Raw genomic sequence first — 14888 nt, forward strand, 5'->3', positions numbered from 1 at the left:
CGGTCACCACACTCGTCGAGCACAGAGAAGGTAGGAACAGTGGCAGCCAAGAGCAAGGGTGCACCGAACCTCTACGGATCTTTCATCCACTCCGCCCCCGGCGCGTTCCTCGCGAGCAAGCTGGGCCTCCCTCAGCCGGCCGAACTGCGCCGCTACAAGGCGGGCGAGCCCGCGCTGCCCGGCCCGGTGCTGCTCGGCGGCAAGGGTCGCCTGGCCGAGCCGGTCCGCGCGCTGCTGTCGGACTACACCGTCGCGGACTCGCTCGAATCGGGCACCAAGTACGGCGCGCTGGTCTTCGACGCCACCGGCATCGATTCGATCGACAAGCTCGCGCAGCTGTTCGAGTTCTTCCAGCCGGCCATGCGCAGCCTCGCGCCGTCGGGCCGTGTCGTGGTTCTGGGCACCACCCCCGAACTGGTCGGCTCGGTCGACGAGCAGATCGCCCAGCGCGCGCTCGAGGGCTTCACCCGTTCGGTCGCCAAGGAGCTGCTGCGCGGCGCGACCGGCCAGCTCGTCTACGTGCACCCCGAAGCGGGCGCATCCGCGACCGGCCTCGAGTCGACCCTGCGCTTCCTGCTCTCGGGCAAGTCGGCCTTCGTCGACGGTCAGGTCATCCGGGTCGGTGCCGCCGACTCCGTCGCCCCCGCTTCGTGGGACAAGCCGCTCGCGGGCAAGGTCGCGGTCGTGACCGGTGCCGCGCGCGGTATCGGCGCCACCATCGCCGAGGTGTTCGCCCGTGACGGCGCCACCGTGATCGTCGCCGACATCCCCGCCGCGGGCGAGGCGCTGTCCGACACCGCGAACAAGATCGGCGCCACCGCGCTGGCCCTCGACGTCACCGCGCCCGACGCCGCCGAGCGTCTGGCCGACTTCGCCACCGAGCGTTTCGGCGGCATCGACATCGTCGTCCACAACGCCGGCATCACCCGCGACAAGCTGCTCGCCAACATGGACGAGGGCCGCTGGAGCTCGGTGATCAACGTCAACCTCGCTGCCCCGCACCGCATCACCTCCGGCCTCGTCGCCAAGGGCGTGCTCAAGGAAGGCGGGCGCGTGATCGACGTGTCCTCCATCGCGGGCATCGCGGGCAACCGCGGCCAGACCAACTACGGCGCGTCCAAGGCGGGCGTCATCGGCATGGTCGACGCCGAGTCCCCGGTGCTGGCCGAGAAGGGCATCACCATCAACGCGGTGGCGCCCGGCTTCATCGAGACCGCGATGACCGCCGCCATCCCCGTCGGCACCCGCGAGGCCGGTCGCCTGATGAGCTCGCTGCTGCAGGGTGGCCAGACCGTCGACGTCGCCGAGACCATCGCCTACTTCGCGAGCCCCGCGTCGAACGCGGTGAGCGGCAACGTGGTTCGCGTCTGCGGTCAGAGCCTGATCGGCGCCTGATGACTCAGACGATCACCCTCACCGAGGTTCCCAAGAACGGCGGCCTGTACGCCAAGGCGGCGCTGGGCGCCATCCCGCTGCCCGCTCCGCTGTCGGCGCGCAAGTCCACCCTGCCCGACCGTCGAGTAGTCCTCGAGGGCGTGCGGGTCGACCCCGACCATCTCGCCGCGTACTGCCATGCCACCGGCCTGCGTTTCAGCGACACCTTGCCGCTGACGTACCCGTTCATCCTCAGCTTCCCGCTGGCGATGCAACTCGTCGTCGCACGGGATTTCCCGTTCAGCGCGGTCGGTGCGGTGCACTTCGAGAACGTCATCGAACGCACCCGCGAGATCTCGGTCGCCGAGCCCCTCGATTTCTCCACCCATATCGAGAACCTCCGCGAACACCCGAAAGGTCTTCTGGTGGACGCGATCACGGAGATCAGCGTCGGTCGTGAACTCGTCTGGCGGCAGGTGACCACCTTCCTGCACCAGCAGCGCACGTCGCTCTCGGGCGGTCCCAAGTCGGCGCCCCCCGCCGATGAGGTGCCCCCGCCCCCGTTGCGCGTGCAGCGCGTGGATCAGAAGATGATCAACCGCTACGCCGCCGCGTCCGGCGACCACAACCCGATCCACGTCTCCGGGATCGGCGCGAAGGCAATGGGTTTCCCGCAGACCATCGCCCACGGCATGTGGTCGGCGGCAGCGATCCTCAGCACGATCGAGGGCCGCGTCCCCGAAAAGGCCACTTACGCGGTCAAGTTCGGCAAGCCGATCTTCCTTCCGTCCTCGGTGAACATCTACGCCGACCAGGTCGGATCCGGCTGGGATCTCTCCATCCTGCATCCCAAGAAGGGGTACCCACACCTCACCGCAACCTTGCGCTGAGTCTCCACCGGCAAGGGCCGCACACTCCAGGGGGGTGTGCGGCCCTTACTTGTTTCAGGGCACGGTGAATCGGTCGTCACGACGGATTGTGTTCGGGGCCTTACGCTTTCGAGGATCTCGCCGATCGTCATCCCGATAGGTGTCGTTACGGGCAATTGCTGTGACTTTACTCATCGACATAAAATGATTCGCTATGAAGTTGCCATAAGGAATTCTGGCACCCATTTTGGTCTACCGTCCGGTGTTTTCTTCTGCGTGCTAAGAAATTGCCCGGGGCGCGGAGGGCTGACTTTGTAGTGTTGCCCGGCTGTCAATACCGCGGGCTCGCGCCACCGGGCAACTATTCGGCATCTGAACACCGTGGTGGCCGAATTTCGAGCATTCCGGTTCCTCTGAAACGCGTGTAGAACTTCTCTTGCCCAGCGATCGTTCGGTCGCGTCGGCGGGTTCACCTGATCCAGATCCGTGGCGAGAAGTGTTGTGGAGGAAGCGTTGTGAACAAGATCAGTCATTCGAATCGGGGGATTCTGCGCGCGGTTGCTCTCGTGGGGGCGGCGCTGTCGCTGGTCGCGAGCGCCGGCGCGGCGGCAGGCGCGGACACCGGAAGCGGCGAGACCGGAAGCGGGGTAATCGACACGGGCAGCGGGATTCTGGGGGATCTGCTCGATACCGGCAGTGGAATCCTCGGCGGTAGCTCGAGCGGTGGGTCGTCCGAGAGCGTGCAGCCGTGCAACCGCTCGACCAAGTCCGGCGGGGCCGGCGTCACCAATACGACGCATCAGCTCGGCGTCACCGGACCGACCTCGTTCGTCCTGACCTACGAAACCCTCAACATTCCCGACCGCATTCAGGTCTTCTACGAGGGCGGGCAGGTGCTCGACACCGGCTACGTCGGCGACAATGCCAACCAGGGCACCGGATCTCGGGTCGTTTCGTTGCCCGCGGGGTCGTCCTCGACGGTGAGCGTTCGGGTCACAGGCCCGAATGACACCCAGTGGGAGTACACGGTCAACTGCCCGTCGTAGCGCGACCGGTCCATCCCGGTCGATATCGCACGTGTCGGGGCCGCATACCCGAAAAGGCATGCGGCCCTGAGCAAACAGCTATCTGGCAGAAAACTGACAGCACATATTCCGGTAAGCGCAGCGCACGGCGGGAAAACATGAATATGGCTGGCGCTCAATCGGTTACACACCGGAACTCGTTACAGGTTTTCATGGTGATATCAATCATGGACTAAGCCGATCAGTAACTGGGTATACAGCAAGGTTCGGCACAAGCGTGATGCTCTGCCTCGATCCTTCACTGCGGGGATCTTGCCGCGGTTCGCGTGATTGATCGATCGTCCAGCGGTAATGATCTTGTTCGAGCTCCCGTTCGTTGTGCCGAACGGCGGTCTTCGAGCAATCGATATGAGATCCCCGAAACGAGTTCTGCCGTCAGGCACTCAATGGGCAAATGTGCAGCAATAGTTCGGCGAATGCCCCGAATGTCGCGGGCTAGGGAGCCGCCGCCGACCGTGTTAGAAACTTTCAGTCGGCAACAAAGTCGGCAATCATGGTTAATACCAAGGGGTTTCATTTCATGAAGAAGATTCGCACGCTCGGCTTCGGCATCGTCATCGCCGCCGGGATGGCCGTGTTCGGCACGGGCATCGCCACCGCGGACGAGGTCCCGCCGGTTGTCACCGAACCCGGCACCGGCGGCACGGGCGAGGAGGCCACCACCGGGTCGGCCGGCAGCCTGGCGGCGATCCTGAAGGCGCTCACCAGCGGCTCGTCGGCGGCGGAGGACCCGGCGGACACCGAGACCGGCACCGAGGTCGCCGACGAGACCGAACCCGGCACCGGCGGCACGGGCGACGACGCCTCGACCGGTTCGGCCGACAGTCTGGCCGCGATCCTGAAGGCGCTCACCAGCGGCTCGGCAGCGGCTGAGGAGACCCCGGTGGAAACTCCCCCGGCCTCCTGACGCAGTACGCGAACGACGAATGCCCCGCGATGAGCGGGGCATTCGTCGTTCGAGCTCAGCTGTGTCTGGCCGCGCGAAGTCCGTTGACGTAAGCGGCGACAATTCGCAGATCACCTTCGGACAACCCGGAGAGATCGACGATTCCCTCGGTGGATTGCGGCCGAACCTGCTCCGTCTCGATCGGGTCCAGCCCCGCCTGTGTCAGCAGCGGTTCGGCATCGAGACCGACCGCCGCCGCCATGGCCTGCAAGGTCTCGGCCGTGGTGCTGGCGGGGACCTTCTGTCCGCGCTTGTACTGGGTCCCGTTCTCGACCTGTGTCCACAGGCTCGTACTGATCCGTGCTGCTTTCGCGGCGCGGTCCATCGACATCTCGCGCTCCTTGCGAGCAAGTCGCAGGGTGGCGCTGACCTCGGCGGGGACCACCGCGCTCCGTTGTCTCACCATGCATCGAGGGTAGCAGATTGTTTGCACTGATGCATGAAGTGTATGTAGTCATCGGCTGCGAATTTGCGAATCGAAATCCTGCACCGGATGTAGACCGTAACAGCGAATGGCGAGTTTGTTTGTGGCGGTACGTGACTGGGTACAGCACTCTGCCGCCTCGGCTTGACAGACGCGTTGCAACAACGTTGCATACAACGGGTGTCCGATTGTGGGTCCCAGTAGGAGCCACTCCTGGACACCGCCCGGGGGCGCGCCACTCGATTTCGGCCGCGTAGCAGGGTACGACCGGGGCTCCGGCCCGCTATCGACCGAAGGAGCAAGTACATGGGCCCATACGATGCCGTCACGGCGTCGAACCGCATTCGTGAGGATTCATGCGGCGTGACCCCCCTGGACAGGTGGGCCGATGACAACCACCTGTACCTGGATCGGGAAGCCGCGCGGGATCTGGCCCGGATGCTCGGGGACATCCCCGACCTGGCCGAGGACCTGTCGGACGCGCGCACGCGCCAGACCCGCTTCGGCGCGGTGGACTACCGCACGCGCAATGGCTCACGGGAACAGCGACTTCCGTTCAATCCCGTGGCTGCTCGCGCGGCCGACCACCTCCAGTCGGTCTTGGTGGCCTGGGTTCGGTTGGTCTGCGAACAGCGCGGCATCGACTACACCGGGGTCGCGACCACCAGCGGCATGGCGGAATGGTTGCAGCGCAACATCGTCGCGCTGGCGATGACGGAAGGTGTGGAGGCCGCGCCCGCCGAGTTCGCCGCGGCGATCGAGGCCGCGGAAGCGGTGGTGTGTCCGCCGGTCGATCTCGCTCCCGCCGATGCGGCTCTGGTCCTGCGCGCCAGGGCGGTTCGCCTCCATGCGGCCGCGATCGGCAAACTCGCCGAAGAGCTGGGTGACGGTTTCCGCAACCTCACCGCTCGGCGGGTGCGCACACTGCGCAAGGCTGGTCTGATCAGTCCCGTCCCGGGGCCCTGGTCGCCGGACTGGCCGGAGCTCTTCATCGTGGGTGAGGTTTTGGATGCGCACCGTGCCCTTCCGGCGCGGCACCGGGCGAAAGATGCATAGCGAACAGAGTGACCCAGCGGGGCGTCGGCAGATTGTTGCCGGCGCCCCGCTGGCGTTGTGGGGACCCGAAACGGCTGGATCCGGGTGCCCGAAGTGCTTAGGCCGCATGAAGTTCGGGCTCATCTCGTCGCGTCGGTGTATCGAAATACCCACGCCTACCTGGGATTTGGCATCGTGTGAAAGTCGGTGTTGACAAGTTGTGGCCGATGACGCAAACTAGTGCCAGCGGGATTTGTCGTGCCCAAAATAATTTCGGCACACCGCGATTCGATGTCAGCGAGCGCTGATCCCGCAGATCCTGACCGGGACTCGGTTCACGTCAACGCTAGAATGGGCGCGTGCTCTCGACCGAGAGTCTCGACATTTCGGCTGCTGGGTGAGGTTCTACTTGTGTCAGGTGCATTCGATGCATTTACTCCCGATGAATCCGGTAAGCCGACCGGTGAGAGACCTACTCGCGAAGGCGAGTCCCTCTATCGAGTAGACGACTCGATACCAGGTCGAAGGAACCGTGTCGGCCATGTCGATCTCTCCGACATCTGCGTAGAAGACCTCCAGGTTGTCGCTGGTGCGGTGGATCGCTGGCGCTCGCTCCGGGCGCCGACCACGGTGACGCGTACCACCTCTCGGTGACCTGACACACGGCATCTGACACCGTCTCCGGTGGTGATGATGCGACGGGTCGTGGTCAGTTCCGAGTTGTGAGAGTTGTGTATTGCCATGGGTGATGAAGGTGAGTCGGATGCCTCGATGCCGGACCGACAAGATATCGCGGTGCAGCGCAATGGGTTCAACGCCCAAGAATCTGCGTTCAACCAGGGAATCCGGGTCGATTCGGCCGTGGTCTTCGACTTCGTGTCGTATTGGTCGGTAGTCGACCGCGCAGTCCTTATCCAGGCCGACCTGTCCGGTCATGTACGAAACGAAGTCATCGCCCACGCCGTCGCCCACATCGAGATGGCCGAATCACGCGAACTGGCAGCAGCACTCGACGGCGAGCGATGGCGGGGCCGGATCGAGATGCAGGTGCACGATGTGGTGGCACAACGCCTCATCCCCGTCGCCCACCTGCGTGACGCGCTGGAGGTGGGCGACAACCTCACCGATGTCTCCGCGCTCCTCGGGGTCACCGAGTTCCTGCTCGGTTGGCGATTGCAGCACCTGGCGAACGAGGAGTTCGCGGTGATCCCGGTGCACCTGCTGAACCGCCTGGGCTGGCTGCCCGGGATGCCCTCCGAATACCCTTATCGGTGCTTGTGGCCGACATCCAGCTCGGGTGAGATGCTTCGCCAGCTGGCACCCGGCCGACACCACCGGTAGCCACAGTCTTCCTCAGCCCTCGTTCCGTGAAAACGGCACGGGGGCTTTGTCGTTGGCGCGTGCCGCCGATTCAGAACTCATGCGGCAGGCCCCCGGACACGAACACCTCGAGCCAGCGGGTTCAGGGCCCGCCGCATGCCCGCCCCTGACGCGCCCGTCTCCCGCAGCTCGCTGCGGTCGAAAGGCGTTGTCGCAGCGCAGGGGCGCATCGGTCCCGCTCCGGCGGAGCACTCCGTCGGAGCGGGACCTCCACTCACGTCCCAGAGAGGTACGAACATGTCACTGTGGTCTCCGAAAGGATCGCCCCGCACGATCGATGTACTCGTGGTCGGCGGAACCTGGAATCCTGGCGGCGACGGCGTCACAGCTGCCTTCACCGACGCGCTGAACAAGTCGATGTTCACCCCTCGGATGGTCCCGTATCCCGCCGACTACGGGTCGCAGGTGAGCTACGCCGAGAGTGTTGCCGAAGGTAAGCGCGCGCTTCTGGCGGCTGTCGACCGGTCACCGAACCCTGTTGTGCTGGCGGGATATTCGCAGGGTGCGGCGGTTGCCGGTGACCTCGCGGCGGAGATCGGCCGCGGTGAGCATCCGGGCCGTGCGGTGATCGCCTGCGCGTTGATCGCCGATCCGCGCAGACCGGCGGGCAAGTACCTCGGCGACACCGACCCCGGCGGCTACGGCGTTGTCGGTGAGCGGCCGATCGACGGTATCCCCGCCTATTGGGCCGCGGCGCCCGGCGATCCCATCACCGCACTGCCCGCCGGCAACCCCTTGCGGACCATCGCGGATCTGAGCGCCTTCTTCAGCTTCGCCAGCGCGAACTCGGCGGTGCGCTGGGCACAGCGGATGCTCGACACCGCCACCCGAAATCAACTGCAGCGCTGGTGGTCACCGTCCAACTGGAGCCACTGGACCGGCGCCATCGCCTACGCCCGCGGCTATCTGTTCGACGGCAGGCACACCAGTGACTACGTCCGATACGGCCACGCCCGCGCACTCGCCCAGGCACTGAACCGCGATGTCGCCGAAGGGCGCATCTGAGACCCCGCGAAAACCAGTGGGAAGGAACACATCATGAGAATCAGCAAAACCCCAGAGCCCGCGCTGGTCCGGTCGGTGCTCGTCGCTGTGACGGGTGTCCTCGCCTATCTGCTCGGTCGCGAGATCGATACGGCATGGATCGAAACACTGCTCACCCTGTACGGATTGGCGACGCCGCTGATCGCGGGCGTGCTCATCAGGCCCGCCGTCACCCCGCTGACCGGATCGGTGGGTGAACCGGATGGCATCGTGGTTGAGCCCTGAACTCGTACAAGCGGCAGGGATGGCCCTTGCGACAGTCATCGGCGCGGTGACCGCATGGCAGGCCCGTGAAGTCGCCAAGCTGCGTGAGCGGGTAGTCGCGCTCGAGGAACAGGCCGCCGACGATCACCTCCGATTCCGCGACGCGATCCGGCTGATCCGCGCACTGCAGCGACACATCGACGAACTGCTCGGCTTCCTGCGCCTGCACGTCCCTGGCATGGAGCCCCCGGTGGCGGACTACAAGATCCCCGCCACCCTCCAAGAAGAAATCTGACGGCGACCCCGCCGTTCCCGAACTGCATGCGGTCGGCCCCCGGAGAACACTCGACACGGTGCGGGATTCGAGCCCGCCGCATGCCGCGCTCCTGACGCGCCCGTCTCCCGCAGGTGGTCTGCGGTCGTAGATGTCGCCGCTGCGTCAGGAGTGACGGTCCCGCCCTCGGCGCTTCCCCTCGTCCACGAGGGCGGGACCCCGAACCTTCACTCACACAAGGAGATACCCATGGCCTGGACAGGCGACCCGGTATGGCTGGCCGATGTGCTGCGCGCTGCAGGGCTGGACGTCATCGAACACGAAGGCTGGCGCGACCGGGGCCACGGCGACTTCCGTGACCTGCGCGGCGTGCTCTGCCACCACACCGCGGGCGGCGGCAAGAACGACTGGCGCATCGTCCAGGACGGCCGCGCCGACCTCCCCGGCCCGCTGGCCCAGCTGGTCCTCGAACGCGACGGCACCTTCCGCGTGATCGCCGCAGGCGTGTGCTGGCACGCGGGCCGCGGCTCCTGGCCCGGCTGGCCCACCGACAACGCCAACTACCACGTGATCGGCATCGAAGCCGTCTCCCGCGGCGACGGAACCGACTGGACCCCAGCCCAACTCGACGCCTACAAGCGCGGCTGCGCGGCCATCCTGGCCCGCATCGGCCGCGACGCCGAGGACTGCGTGGCCCACCGCGAGTACTCCCACGAAGGAAAAATCGACCCCGCCGGCATCGACATGGACGAGTTCCGTCGCGAAGTGCAGGCATTCATCGACGGAGAGGACGCTCCGATGAGCGCATCCGAAGTAACCCAGATCCAGGATTTCATCACCGCGTTCTGCGGCCCGATCGGCACCGATGTCAAAGACATCCGCGAGCAGCTGTGCGGTAGCCAGCAGCGGGATGCGGGCATGTTCGCGGGCTGGGAACAGCTCGACGGGATGACTGTGGTCGACACCCTGGCCGACATCCTGGACCGCCTGAAGGCCCTCGAATCACCCCGTATCTGACGCGCCACAGCCGTCTGCCGCACAGCGAAAGGAGGTGAATTCCATGCTCCCTGTCCTCCTCGAACTGCTTCAGCTGGCCATCGTGCTCGCGCCGGTGGTCCTGCCGCTACTCGGCCTCTGACGAACAACCGACACAAGATATGGAGACGATGATGGCGCCTTCCGACGCCGGAGAAGATGCGGACGACATCGTCGGCGCCGGCATCCTGGCCGTTGAAGTCGAGGTGAAGCAGTGACTTCGCCATATCCCAAACCTGGGGAGTTCCCCGACTTCGAGCAGTTTCTCGTCGACCTGCTCACCCCGATCGAGACCACGCTGACAACCCTGCCCGCCACGGGCGAGCTGATGGTGGCGCAGTTCCCGTTCTTCTGGGTCCGGCAGATCGGTGGCAGCACCGATATCAACGAGATCACCTATACCGCGAAGGTGCGAGTAACTGCCGCTGCCTCCGACCGGGCTGCGGCACAGGCTGCTGCTGCTCGCGCACGTGTGGAGATCCTCGCTGCGCCAGGCAAATCAGTCAACGGGGTCCTCATCGACTGGGCAGAAGAAATGACGCCCGCAGAAGTCAAGTACTTCCCGCCCACGCTAGCTCGGAGTCAGGGCGCGGCTGACCTGCCGAACCTCGACCCAGTCAGTCAACTCGTAGAGCTCGGATTCACAGTCCACGCCCGACGCCAAAGCTAGTGAACAAAGAAACCAACGAAACGGAGAGAAAATGCCCGCAACCAACCTGACCGCGATCAAAGATGCTCAGCACGAGCTTCTCATCAAGCCGCTCGATGCCGCGGTCTTCCTGGCGCCCTGGTACACCCCCGTACCCACTGCCTTCACCGACGCGTCCAGCGTGCTGCAGACCCTGCCCGCCGCCTACAAGTCGGTCGGTTTGATCGACAAGAAGACCGGCATCGCGTTCGCCCGCGGCATCACCGCGTCCCCGATCGAGTCCTACGGTGAGCTTCAGCCGTCGCGCAACGACATCACCAGCGACATCAGCACTATCGAGTTCGAACCGCAGCAGACCAACGCGCTGACGCTCGCACTGACCACCAACGCCAACCTCGACCAGGCCAAGGCGAACGCCCAGTCCGGTGAGGTGTTCTTCGCGCAGCCGACTGCTGAGCAGATCACCTACTACTCGGCAATCGTCATCGCCAAGGACGGCAACGACGCCGCCCCGGTCTACGTGTTCAAGGTGATGCCCAAGGTCGCGGTCAGCAAGTACGGCGGCGAGCAGTGGACCTCGGCCAACCTGATGTCGCAGAAGGTGACCCTCACCGCTTTCAAGGACGACACCGCCGGCTACGCCGTCGCACACGGTTTCGGTGGTCTGGGCTGGAAGCGGCTGCTGACCAAGGCCGGGATCGCTACCGCGACAGCCTGATCGGCTCAGCGGAATCCACGATGGGCGTGCGCAGCGATCCTCCGGCCTGTGCGCAAGCCCAGTACAGCACTGGTACCGGAGGAGATATGCGAGGAAGCAAATGACCCCCACTGAGTACCCGGTCTTCATGACGGATGGAACCAATGAGTACGTCGTCAACGACGCGACCCAGTACATCAACGCGGTCTTCAGCCTGGGCCACCGCCTGGCGGAACCCGCCGAGCAGTCGCTGAAGTCCGACCAGTAACAACCCATATGGGCGGGATCGCTCCCGTCCGATAGATGAACCGGAGATCCCCTATGGCAGCCACCACCGAGAACACTGACCAGCGCGACCAGTCCGGACGAGATGCCGGCCGCTTCTTCGAGATCCAGCAGGAGCTCAGTAGCAAGCGCCGCGGCCCCTATCGGCTCACCGAGGACATCCTCATCCAGCCGATCACGCGTCGACAGATGCGTGCGATCCGCGCCGAGCAGGACGAGGACAAACAGCTGGCGATCGTTCTCGGCCAGGACTACGAAGCCGTAGAGGAACTGTTCGCCGACCGACCGGTCGACGAGTGGCTTGCCTTTCAGGAAGACCTGAACGCCTTCTTCTTCGGCGAAGGCGCCACGGAGCTGCCGGGGGGATCTCAGGGCTCGTAGAGTTCTGGGACCGATTCGGTGCCGCGCTCGAGTTCGACCTGTTCGAGCGCGGCATCGATGTCCGAGACTGCTTCGGGCCCAGTGAAATCCGTACCCGTGATTGGCGCACGATCTGGCGTCTCAAAGATCGACTCCCGCTCGGTTCTCACTACAAGACAGCGTTGTCAACCGATCGCCCACTAGCCGAGCTGTTCCTCCGCGACGAAAGCACAGACACGCAACCTGACGAAGTCAACGGGGACGCCCGAGGGTTCACAGTCGACACCTATCTGCTGATGACGATCGTGGACAACCTGCAAGCCGTTCAAGCAGCCGTCATTGCCGCAGCCGGCGTCGATCCGCCGCCCGTCGTGCCTTTGACGCGACCGACGACAGCATTGGAAGAATTGCGTGAGGAACGCCGACGTCGAGGTCTCGAATTGTTGATCGCGCAATTTTGTCCGATGACTCTCAATTGACGGTGTAATTAGAAATCAGCGTCAGCCTTTGGCGTAGTCGGGAAATTCAAATATCAGCCATTCGTCAAACTCTCTGGCGCGCTCCGGGGAATCTATCCCGGTATTGAAACCTATGGGTTTGCGTAGATACCATCGCATTAATTTTCTCGTTAGTTTGTATTCTCCAATAGTGGCCAGATGTAAGGCAACGCCGCGTACAGTGGTCGGGCTGATGTTGAGCCAGAAACGATCGACCCGTTCTCGATGTTTCGCGACCCTGAGCAGTTTCGCGTTGCTGTCACGTTCGGACGCCCATTTTATGGCAAGCGTTGCGAAGGTCTCGGAAAATTCATTGCAGACAGATTCTGCGTCCACGATTTGTGCAACAATAAATCTCTTCCGTTTCTCCTCTGGCGTCCACAAATGTATAGCCGAATCGATCGAGAATCGCTTGATTGGAATCGAATGCGCGAACTCGATGGGCATCGATTGAAATTTCGCTACTACCGGTTCCGAGACGAGATGGATAATCCCATCTAGTTGGATAGCACTGCCGCGACCAACGCCCGATGAAATCACCTCGATCGCAACACTGAGGTTGTGCGGGAGCTGGCGGTCCCATACGAACCATCCTGTATCCGGACCCCGAGGGGCCGATTTCAACGAAAAGCCACGCGCATCCAAACTGGACGTCAGATGTTTGTCGATCGCTCGATCCAGCCGCGATCCCCCTGAGGAACTCATGCGCTCATAGTACTGGATGGCGGGGTCCGCATACGCTCAAATATCTATAAATCTAAGGAAGTGTCATGTCCGACAAAGATGCAGGGCTGCTTTCTGATGGTATTCGAATAGCAACTGACGCAGGCGTTGGCGCTCATACCATCGGCGTTATGAGGAATCCATGGCAGCCTATGGTGTACCCGACATTGCGCGGTGAGAATGCGCCCCGCGTGGATCCACGATACCTGCACCCCGTTGCGCCGGGGCAGAACAAACTTCTCGAACGCACATTCAACTCCTTGCCGGCGCAGAACGGACCCAGCGGTAACCCGCTCGAATTTTCCAGACAGGTTAAGGGTGCAGTTGGCGAGCCGCTACTGAATCAATTCAACCATCTTCTGGGAGACAAATTCTTGGTCGGGGGCGGAGCGGGAGCTAAAATTGTACCGCCAGCGGGCGGGGCTGCCTTTGAGCCCGACAGTATAACCGCCCGCCGTCAGAGTCCTTGGTCTCGTATGCGCAATATCGTTATCGGTGATTCTAAGGTCGGACCGAGAGCCGGGTACACGGCCGGGCAACGGCCGGGTTTCAAGACGTACAATGAAGGAGGGCATGCATTAACACCATTCAAGCACCCCACTTCTCCGGCAAAGTCGAACACTTTCTTGCCCGATGAAATCGCTAAATTGCAGGACAAAAATATTCTGCAGCGACCTGCGGCCGTGTCGCATGTGGAGATAGCACGATTTGATCGACATGTGAACGCCACGCCTCGGTTGATCAATAGTACGTTGAAAAACTGGGACCGGTGGATTCCTGCTCCCAATCCTACCCAGGTAAAGGCTCGGGAATCGCTGACTGCAATTGCAAAAGCGATGCCGGATACTCGATACGATCGGATAAATAACAATATATTGTGGGCGCAGCAAAATGCGGCAAAGATTCCTGGCGCAGGTGTGGTGCAAAAGGTGACGAGAGCCCCGATCTCGGCCGGGGTCGGTTTTGGTAATCTGCTGCTGAAAAGCAAGCCGGTGGCGGGTGTAACCCAGAAAATAGCCAACTCGAGTCTGGCTTCTGCGACGGCCAATCTCGCAAATTCCAATACGGCCTCAAAGATTTCCAAGGTCGCTTCCTCGCCAGTTGGCAAATTGGGTGGTCGGGCGCTTGGAGTTGTTGGCACTGGTCTGGCAATTGGTTCTGATATCAAGAATGGGGAGTCGGTTAAAAAGGCGGTGGTCACGAATGGGGTGGGACTTGGTGCTTCGATCGCGGCGGGAGCTGCGGTTGGCACTATGATTCCGGTTCCGGTCGTGGGCACTGTCGCGGGGGCGGTAGTAGGCGCAGCTGTCGGTCTGGGAGCCACGAAAGCGGCGAAGAAGGGGTGGGATTGGGCGGCCAATAAATTCAAGAAGAAGATGGCGGATGGTGGTCCGGTTCTGGGTGCTGGTTCATCTGTCGGGGATATCATCCCGGCGATGCTTTCGCATGGCGAGTATGTGGTTAATGCGGCTTCGGCTGGGCGGTTCAAGCCATTGTTGGATTCTATTAATAAGGGGGTCCCTGGGTTTGCTCCAACAGGGATGAATCCGGCGATGTCGTCGGTGCTCGAGAAGGCTTCCGGTGGGTTTGGGGACGCGGCGAAGGCATTTGTGTCCGGGCAATCCGGCGATGTGATGAAGACATTTGGGTTGAAGGACACGCCGGCCGCGATGAAGGCGGGTACTCAGGCCGCTGAGTTGTTGAAATCAGCTGGGCCGCAGCTAGGTGCGATGGTGGGGTCCGCTGCTAAGCAAGCCGTTCCGGCGAAGGCTCTGGTTGCTTCGGCGATGGCCAAGGGGGGTGCGGTGGACCAGTCGATGACGATCAACTTGCAGACCCCGGATCTTGATACTGCATTCCAGAAGTCGAAGACGTTGGAGGCGCAGCGGGCGTTGACCTACGCCGGCCGCTGGTAGGAGTTCGAAACAACTCTCTGGTCTAACTGTTCGCCCGCATCCAATCAGGATGTGGGCGATTTGCTTTCACTATGAAATGAGGTGTATCAGC

General features: G+C 63.1%; 18 protein-coding genes. 16 read left to right on the forward strand and 2 right to left on the reverse strand.

Annotated elements, in window-relative coordinates; all coding sequences use genetic code 11:
• The first annotated feature begins 39 nt into the window (after positions 1-39).
• From ACFVVI_RS19140 to ACFVVI_RS19155, 4 genes are all read left to right on the forward strand, one after another.
• Entirely contained in the window at positions 40-1395 is a 1356-nt protein-coding gene (locus tag ACFVVI_RS19140; protein WP_387446138.1) for a 3-oxoacyl-ACP reductase, read from the forward strand.
• Entirely contained in the window at positions 1395-2264 is an 870-nt protein-coding gene (locus ACFVVI_RS19145) for a MaoC family dehydratase (protein WP_387446139.1), read from the forward strand. The genes ACFVVI_RS19140 and ACFVVI_RS19145 overlap by 1 nt, the downstream gene beginning before the upstream one ends.
• Positions 2265-2758: 494 nt before the next feature.
• The gene (locus ACFVVI_RS19150; RefSeq protein WP_379315044.1) at positions 2759-3289 is read left to right on the forward strand and encodes a hypothetical protein; all 531 of its coding nucleotides are present in this window, start codon (positions 2759-2761) and stop codon (positions 3287-3289) included.
• 559 nt (positions 3290-3848) lie between these two features.
• Entirely contained in the window at positions 3849-4235 is a 387-nt protein-coding gene (locus ACFVVI_RS19155; protein WP_378989184.1) for a hypothetical protein, read from the forward strand.
• A gap of 55 nt (positions 4236-4290) precedes the next feature.
• Here ACFVVI_RS19155 and ACFVVI_RS19160 read toward each other — a convergent pair whose 3' ends face one another.
• Positions 4291-4680, reverse strand: a complete 390-nt coding sequence (locus ACFVVI_RS19160) for a helix-turn-helix domain-containing protein (RefSeq protein ID WP_378989183.1) — start codon at positions 4678-4680, stop codon at positions 4291-4293.
• A 381-nt stretch (positions 4681-5061) separates the two neighbouring features.
• Here ACFVVI_RS19160 and ACFVVI_RS19165 point away from each other — a divergent pair, with 381 nt between their 5' ends.
• The 11 genes from ACFVVI_RS19165 (at position 5062) to ACFVVI_RS19215 (ending at position 12140) form a co-directional block, all read left to right on the forward strand.
• Positions 5062-5754, forward strand: coding sequence for a hypothetical protein (locus tag ACFVVI_RS19165; RefSeq protein ID WP_378989182.1), 693 nt, complete (start codon positions 5062-5064; stop codon positions 5752-5754).
• A 750-nt stretch (positions 5755-6504) separates the two neighbouring features.
• Positions 6505-7074: an ImmA/IrrE family metallo-endopeptidase gene (locus ACFVVI_RS19170; protein WP_379316974.1), complete on the forward strand. Its 570-nt coding sequence runs from the start codon at positions 6505-6507 to the stop codon at positions 7072-7074.
• Positions 7075-7350: 276 nt separating this feature from the next.
• Positions 7351-8118, forward strand: coding sequence for an alpha/beta fold hydrolase (locus ACFVVI_RS19175; protein ID WP_387446140.1), 768 nt, complete (start codon positions 7351-7353; stop codon positions 8116-8118).
• Between the two features lie 33 nt (positions 8119-8151).
• Entirely contained in the window at positions 8152-8382 is a 231-nt protein-coding gene (locus tag ACFVVI_RS19180) for a hypothetical protein (protein WP_387446141.1), read from the forward strand.
• Positions 8383-8401: 19 nt separating this feature from the next.
• On the forward strand, positions 8402-8656 hold the full coding sequence (locus tag ACFVVI_RS19185) for a hypothetical protein (protein WP_063005185.1): 255 nt from the start codon (positions 8402-8404) through the stop codon (positions 8654-8656).
• A gap of 228 nt (positions 8657-8884) precedes the next feature.
• Positions 8885-9652 (forward strand): N-acetylmuramoyl-L-alanine amidase, encoded by a 768-nt coding sequence (locus tag ACFVVI_RS19190; protein ID WP_387446142.1) that lies wholly within the window; start codon positions 8885-8887, stop codon positions 9650-9652.
• A 232-nt stretch (positions 9653-9884) separates the two neighbouring features.
• Positions 9885-10340, forward strand: a complete 456-nt coding sequence (locus ACFVVI_RS19195) for a hypothetical protein (protein ID WP_387446143.1) — start codon at positions 9885-9887, stop codon at positions 10338-10340.
• Between the two features lie 31 nt (positions 10341-10371).
• Positions 10372-11037 carry a hypothetical protein gene (locus tag ACFVVI_RS19200; RefSeq protein ID WP_378635131.1) on the forward strand — a complete coding sequence of 222 codons (666 nt, stop codon included), beginning with the start codon at positions 10372-10374 and terminating at the stop codon, positions 11035-11037.
• 100 nt (positions 11038-11137) lie between these two features.
• Positions 11138-11284 carry a hypothetical protein gene (locus tag ACFVVI_RS19205; protein WP_378635134.1) on the forward strand — a complete coding sequence of 49 codons (147 nt, stop codon included), beginning with the start codon at positions 11138-11140 and terminating at the stop codon, positions 11282-11284.
• 53 nt (positions 11285-11337) lie between these two features.
• Positions 11338-11682 (forward strand): hypothetical protein, encoded by a 345-nt coding sequence (locus ACFVVI_RS19210; RefSeq protein WP_387446144.1) that lies wholly within the window; start codon positions 11338-11340, stop codon positions 11680-11682.
• Positions 11683-11843: 161 nt separating this feature from the next.
• On the forward strand, positions 11844-12140 hold the full coding sequence (locus ACFVVI_RS19215; protein ID WP_387446145.1) for a hypothetical protein: 297 nt from the start codon (positions 11844-11846) through the stop codon (positions 12138-12140).
• A 21-nt stretch (positions 12141-12161) separates the two neighbouring features.
• Here the strand turns inward: ACFVVI_RS19215 and ACFVVI_RS19220 are convergent, their stop codons facing one another.
• Positions 12162-12863: a hypothetical protein gene (locus ACFVVI_RS19220; RefSeq protein WP_387446146.1), complete on the reverse strand. Its 702-nt coding sequence runs from the start codon at positions 12861-12863 to the stop codon at positions 12162-12164.
• 65 nt (positions 12864-12928) lie between these two features.
• Between ACFVVI_RS19220 and ACFVVI_RS19225 the strand changes: the two genes are divergently transcribed.
• A complete protein-coding gene (locus ACFVVI_RS19225; protein WP_387446147.1) occupies positions 12929-14797 on the forward strand; it encodes a hypothetical protein in 1869 nt (622 codons plus the stop codon).
• Positions 14798-14888 lie beyond the last annotated feature (91 nt).

Source organism: Nocardia sp. NPDC058114 (genome assembly GCF_042884695.1).
GTDB lineage: Bacteria > Actinomycetota > Actinomycetes > Mycobacteriales > Mycobacteriaceae > Nocardia.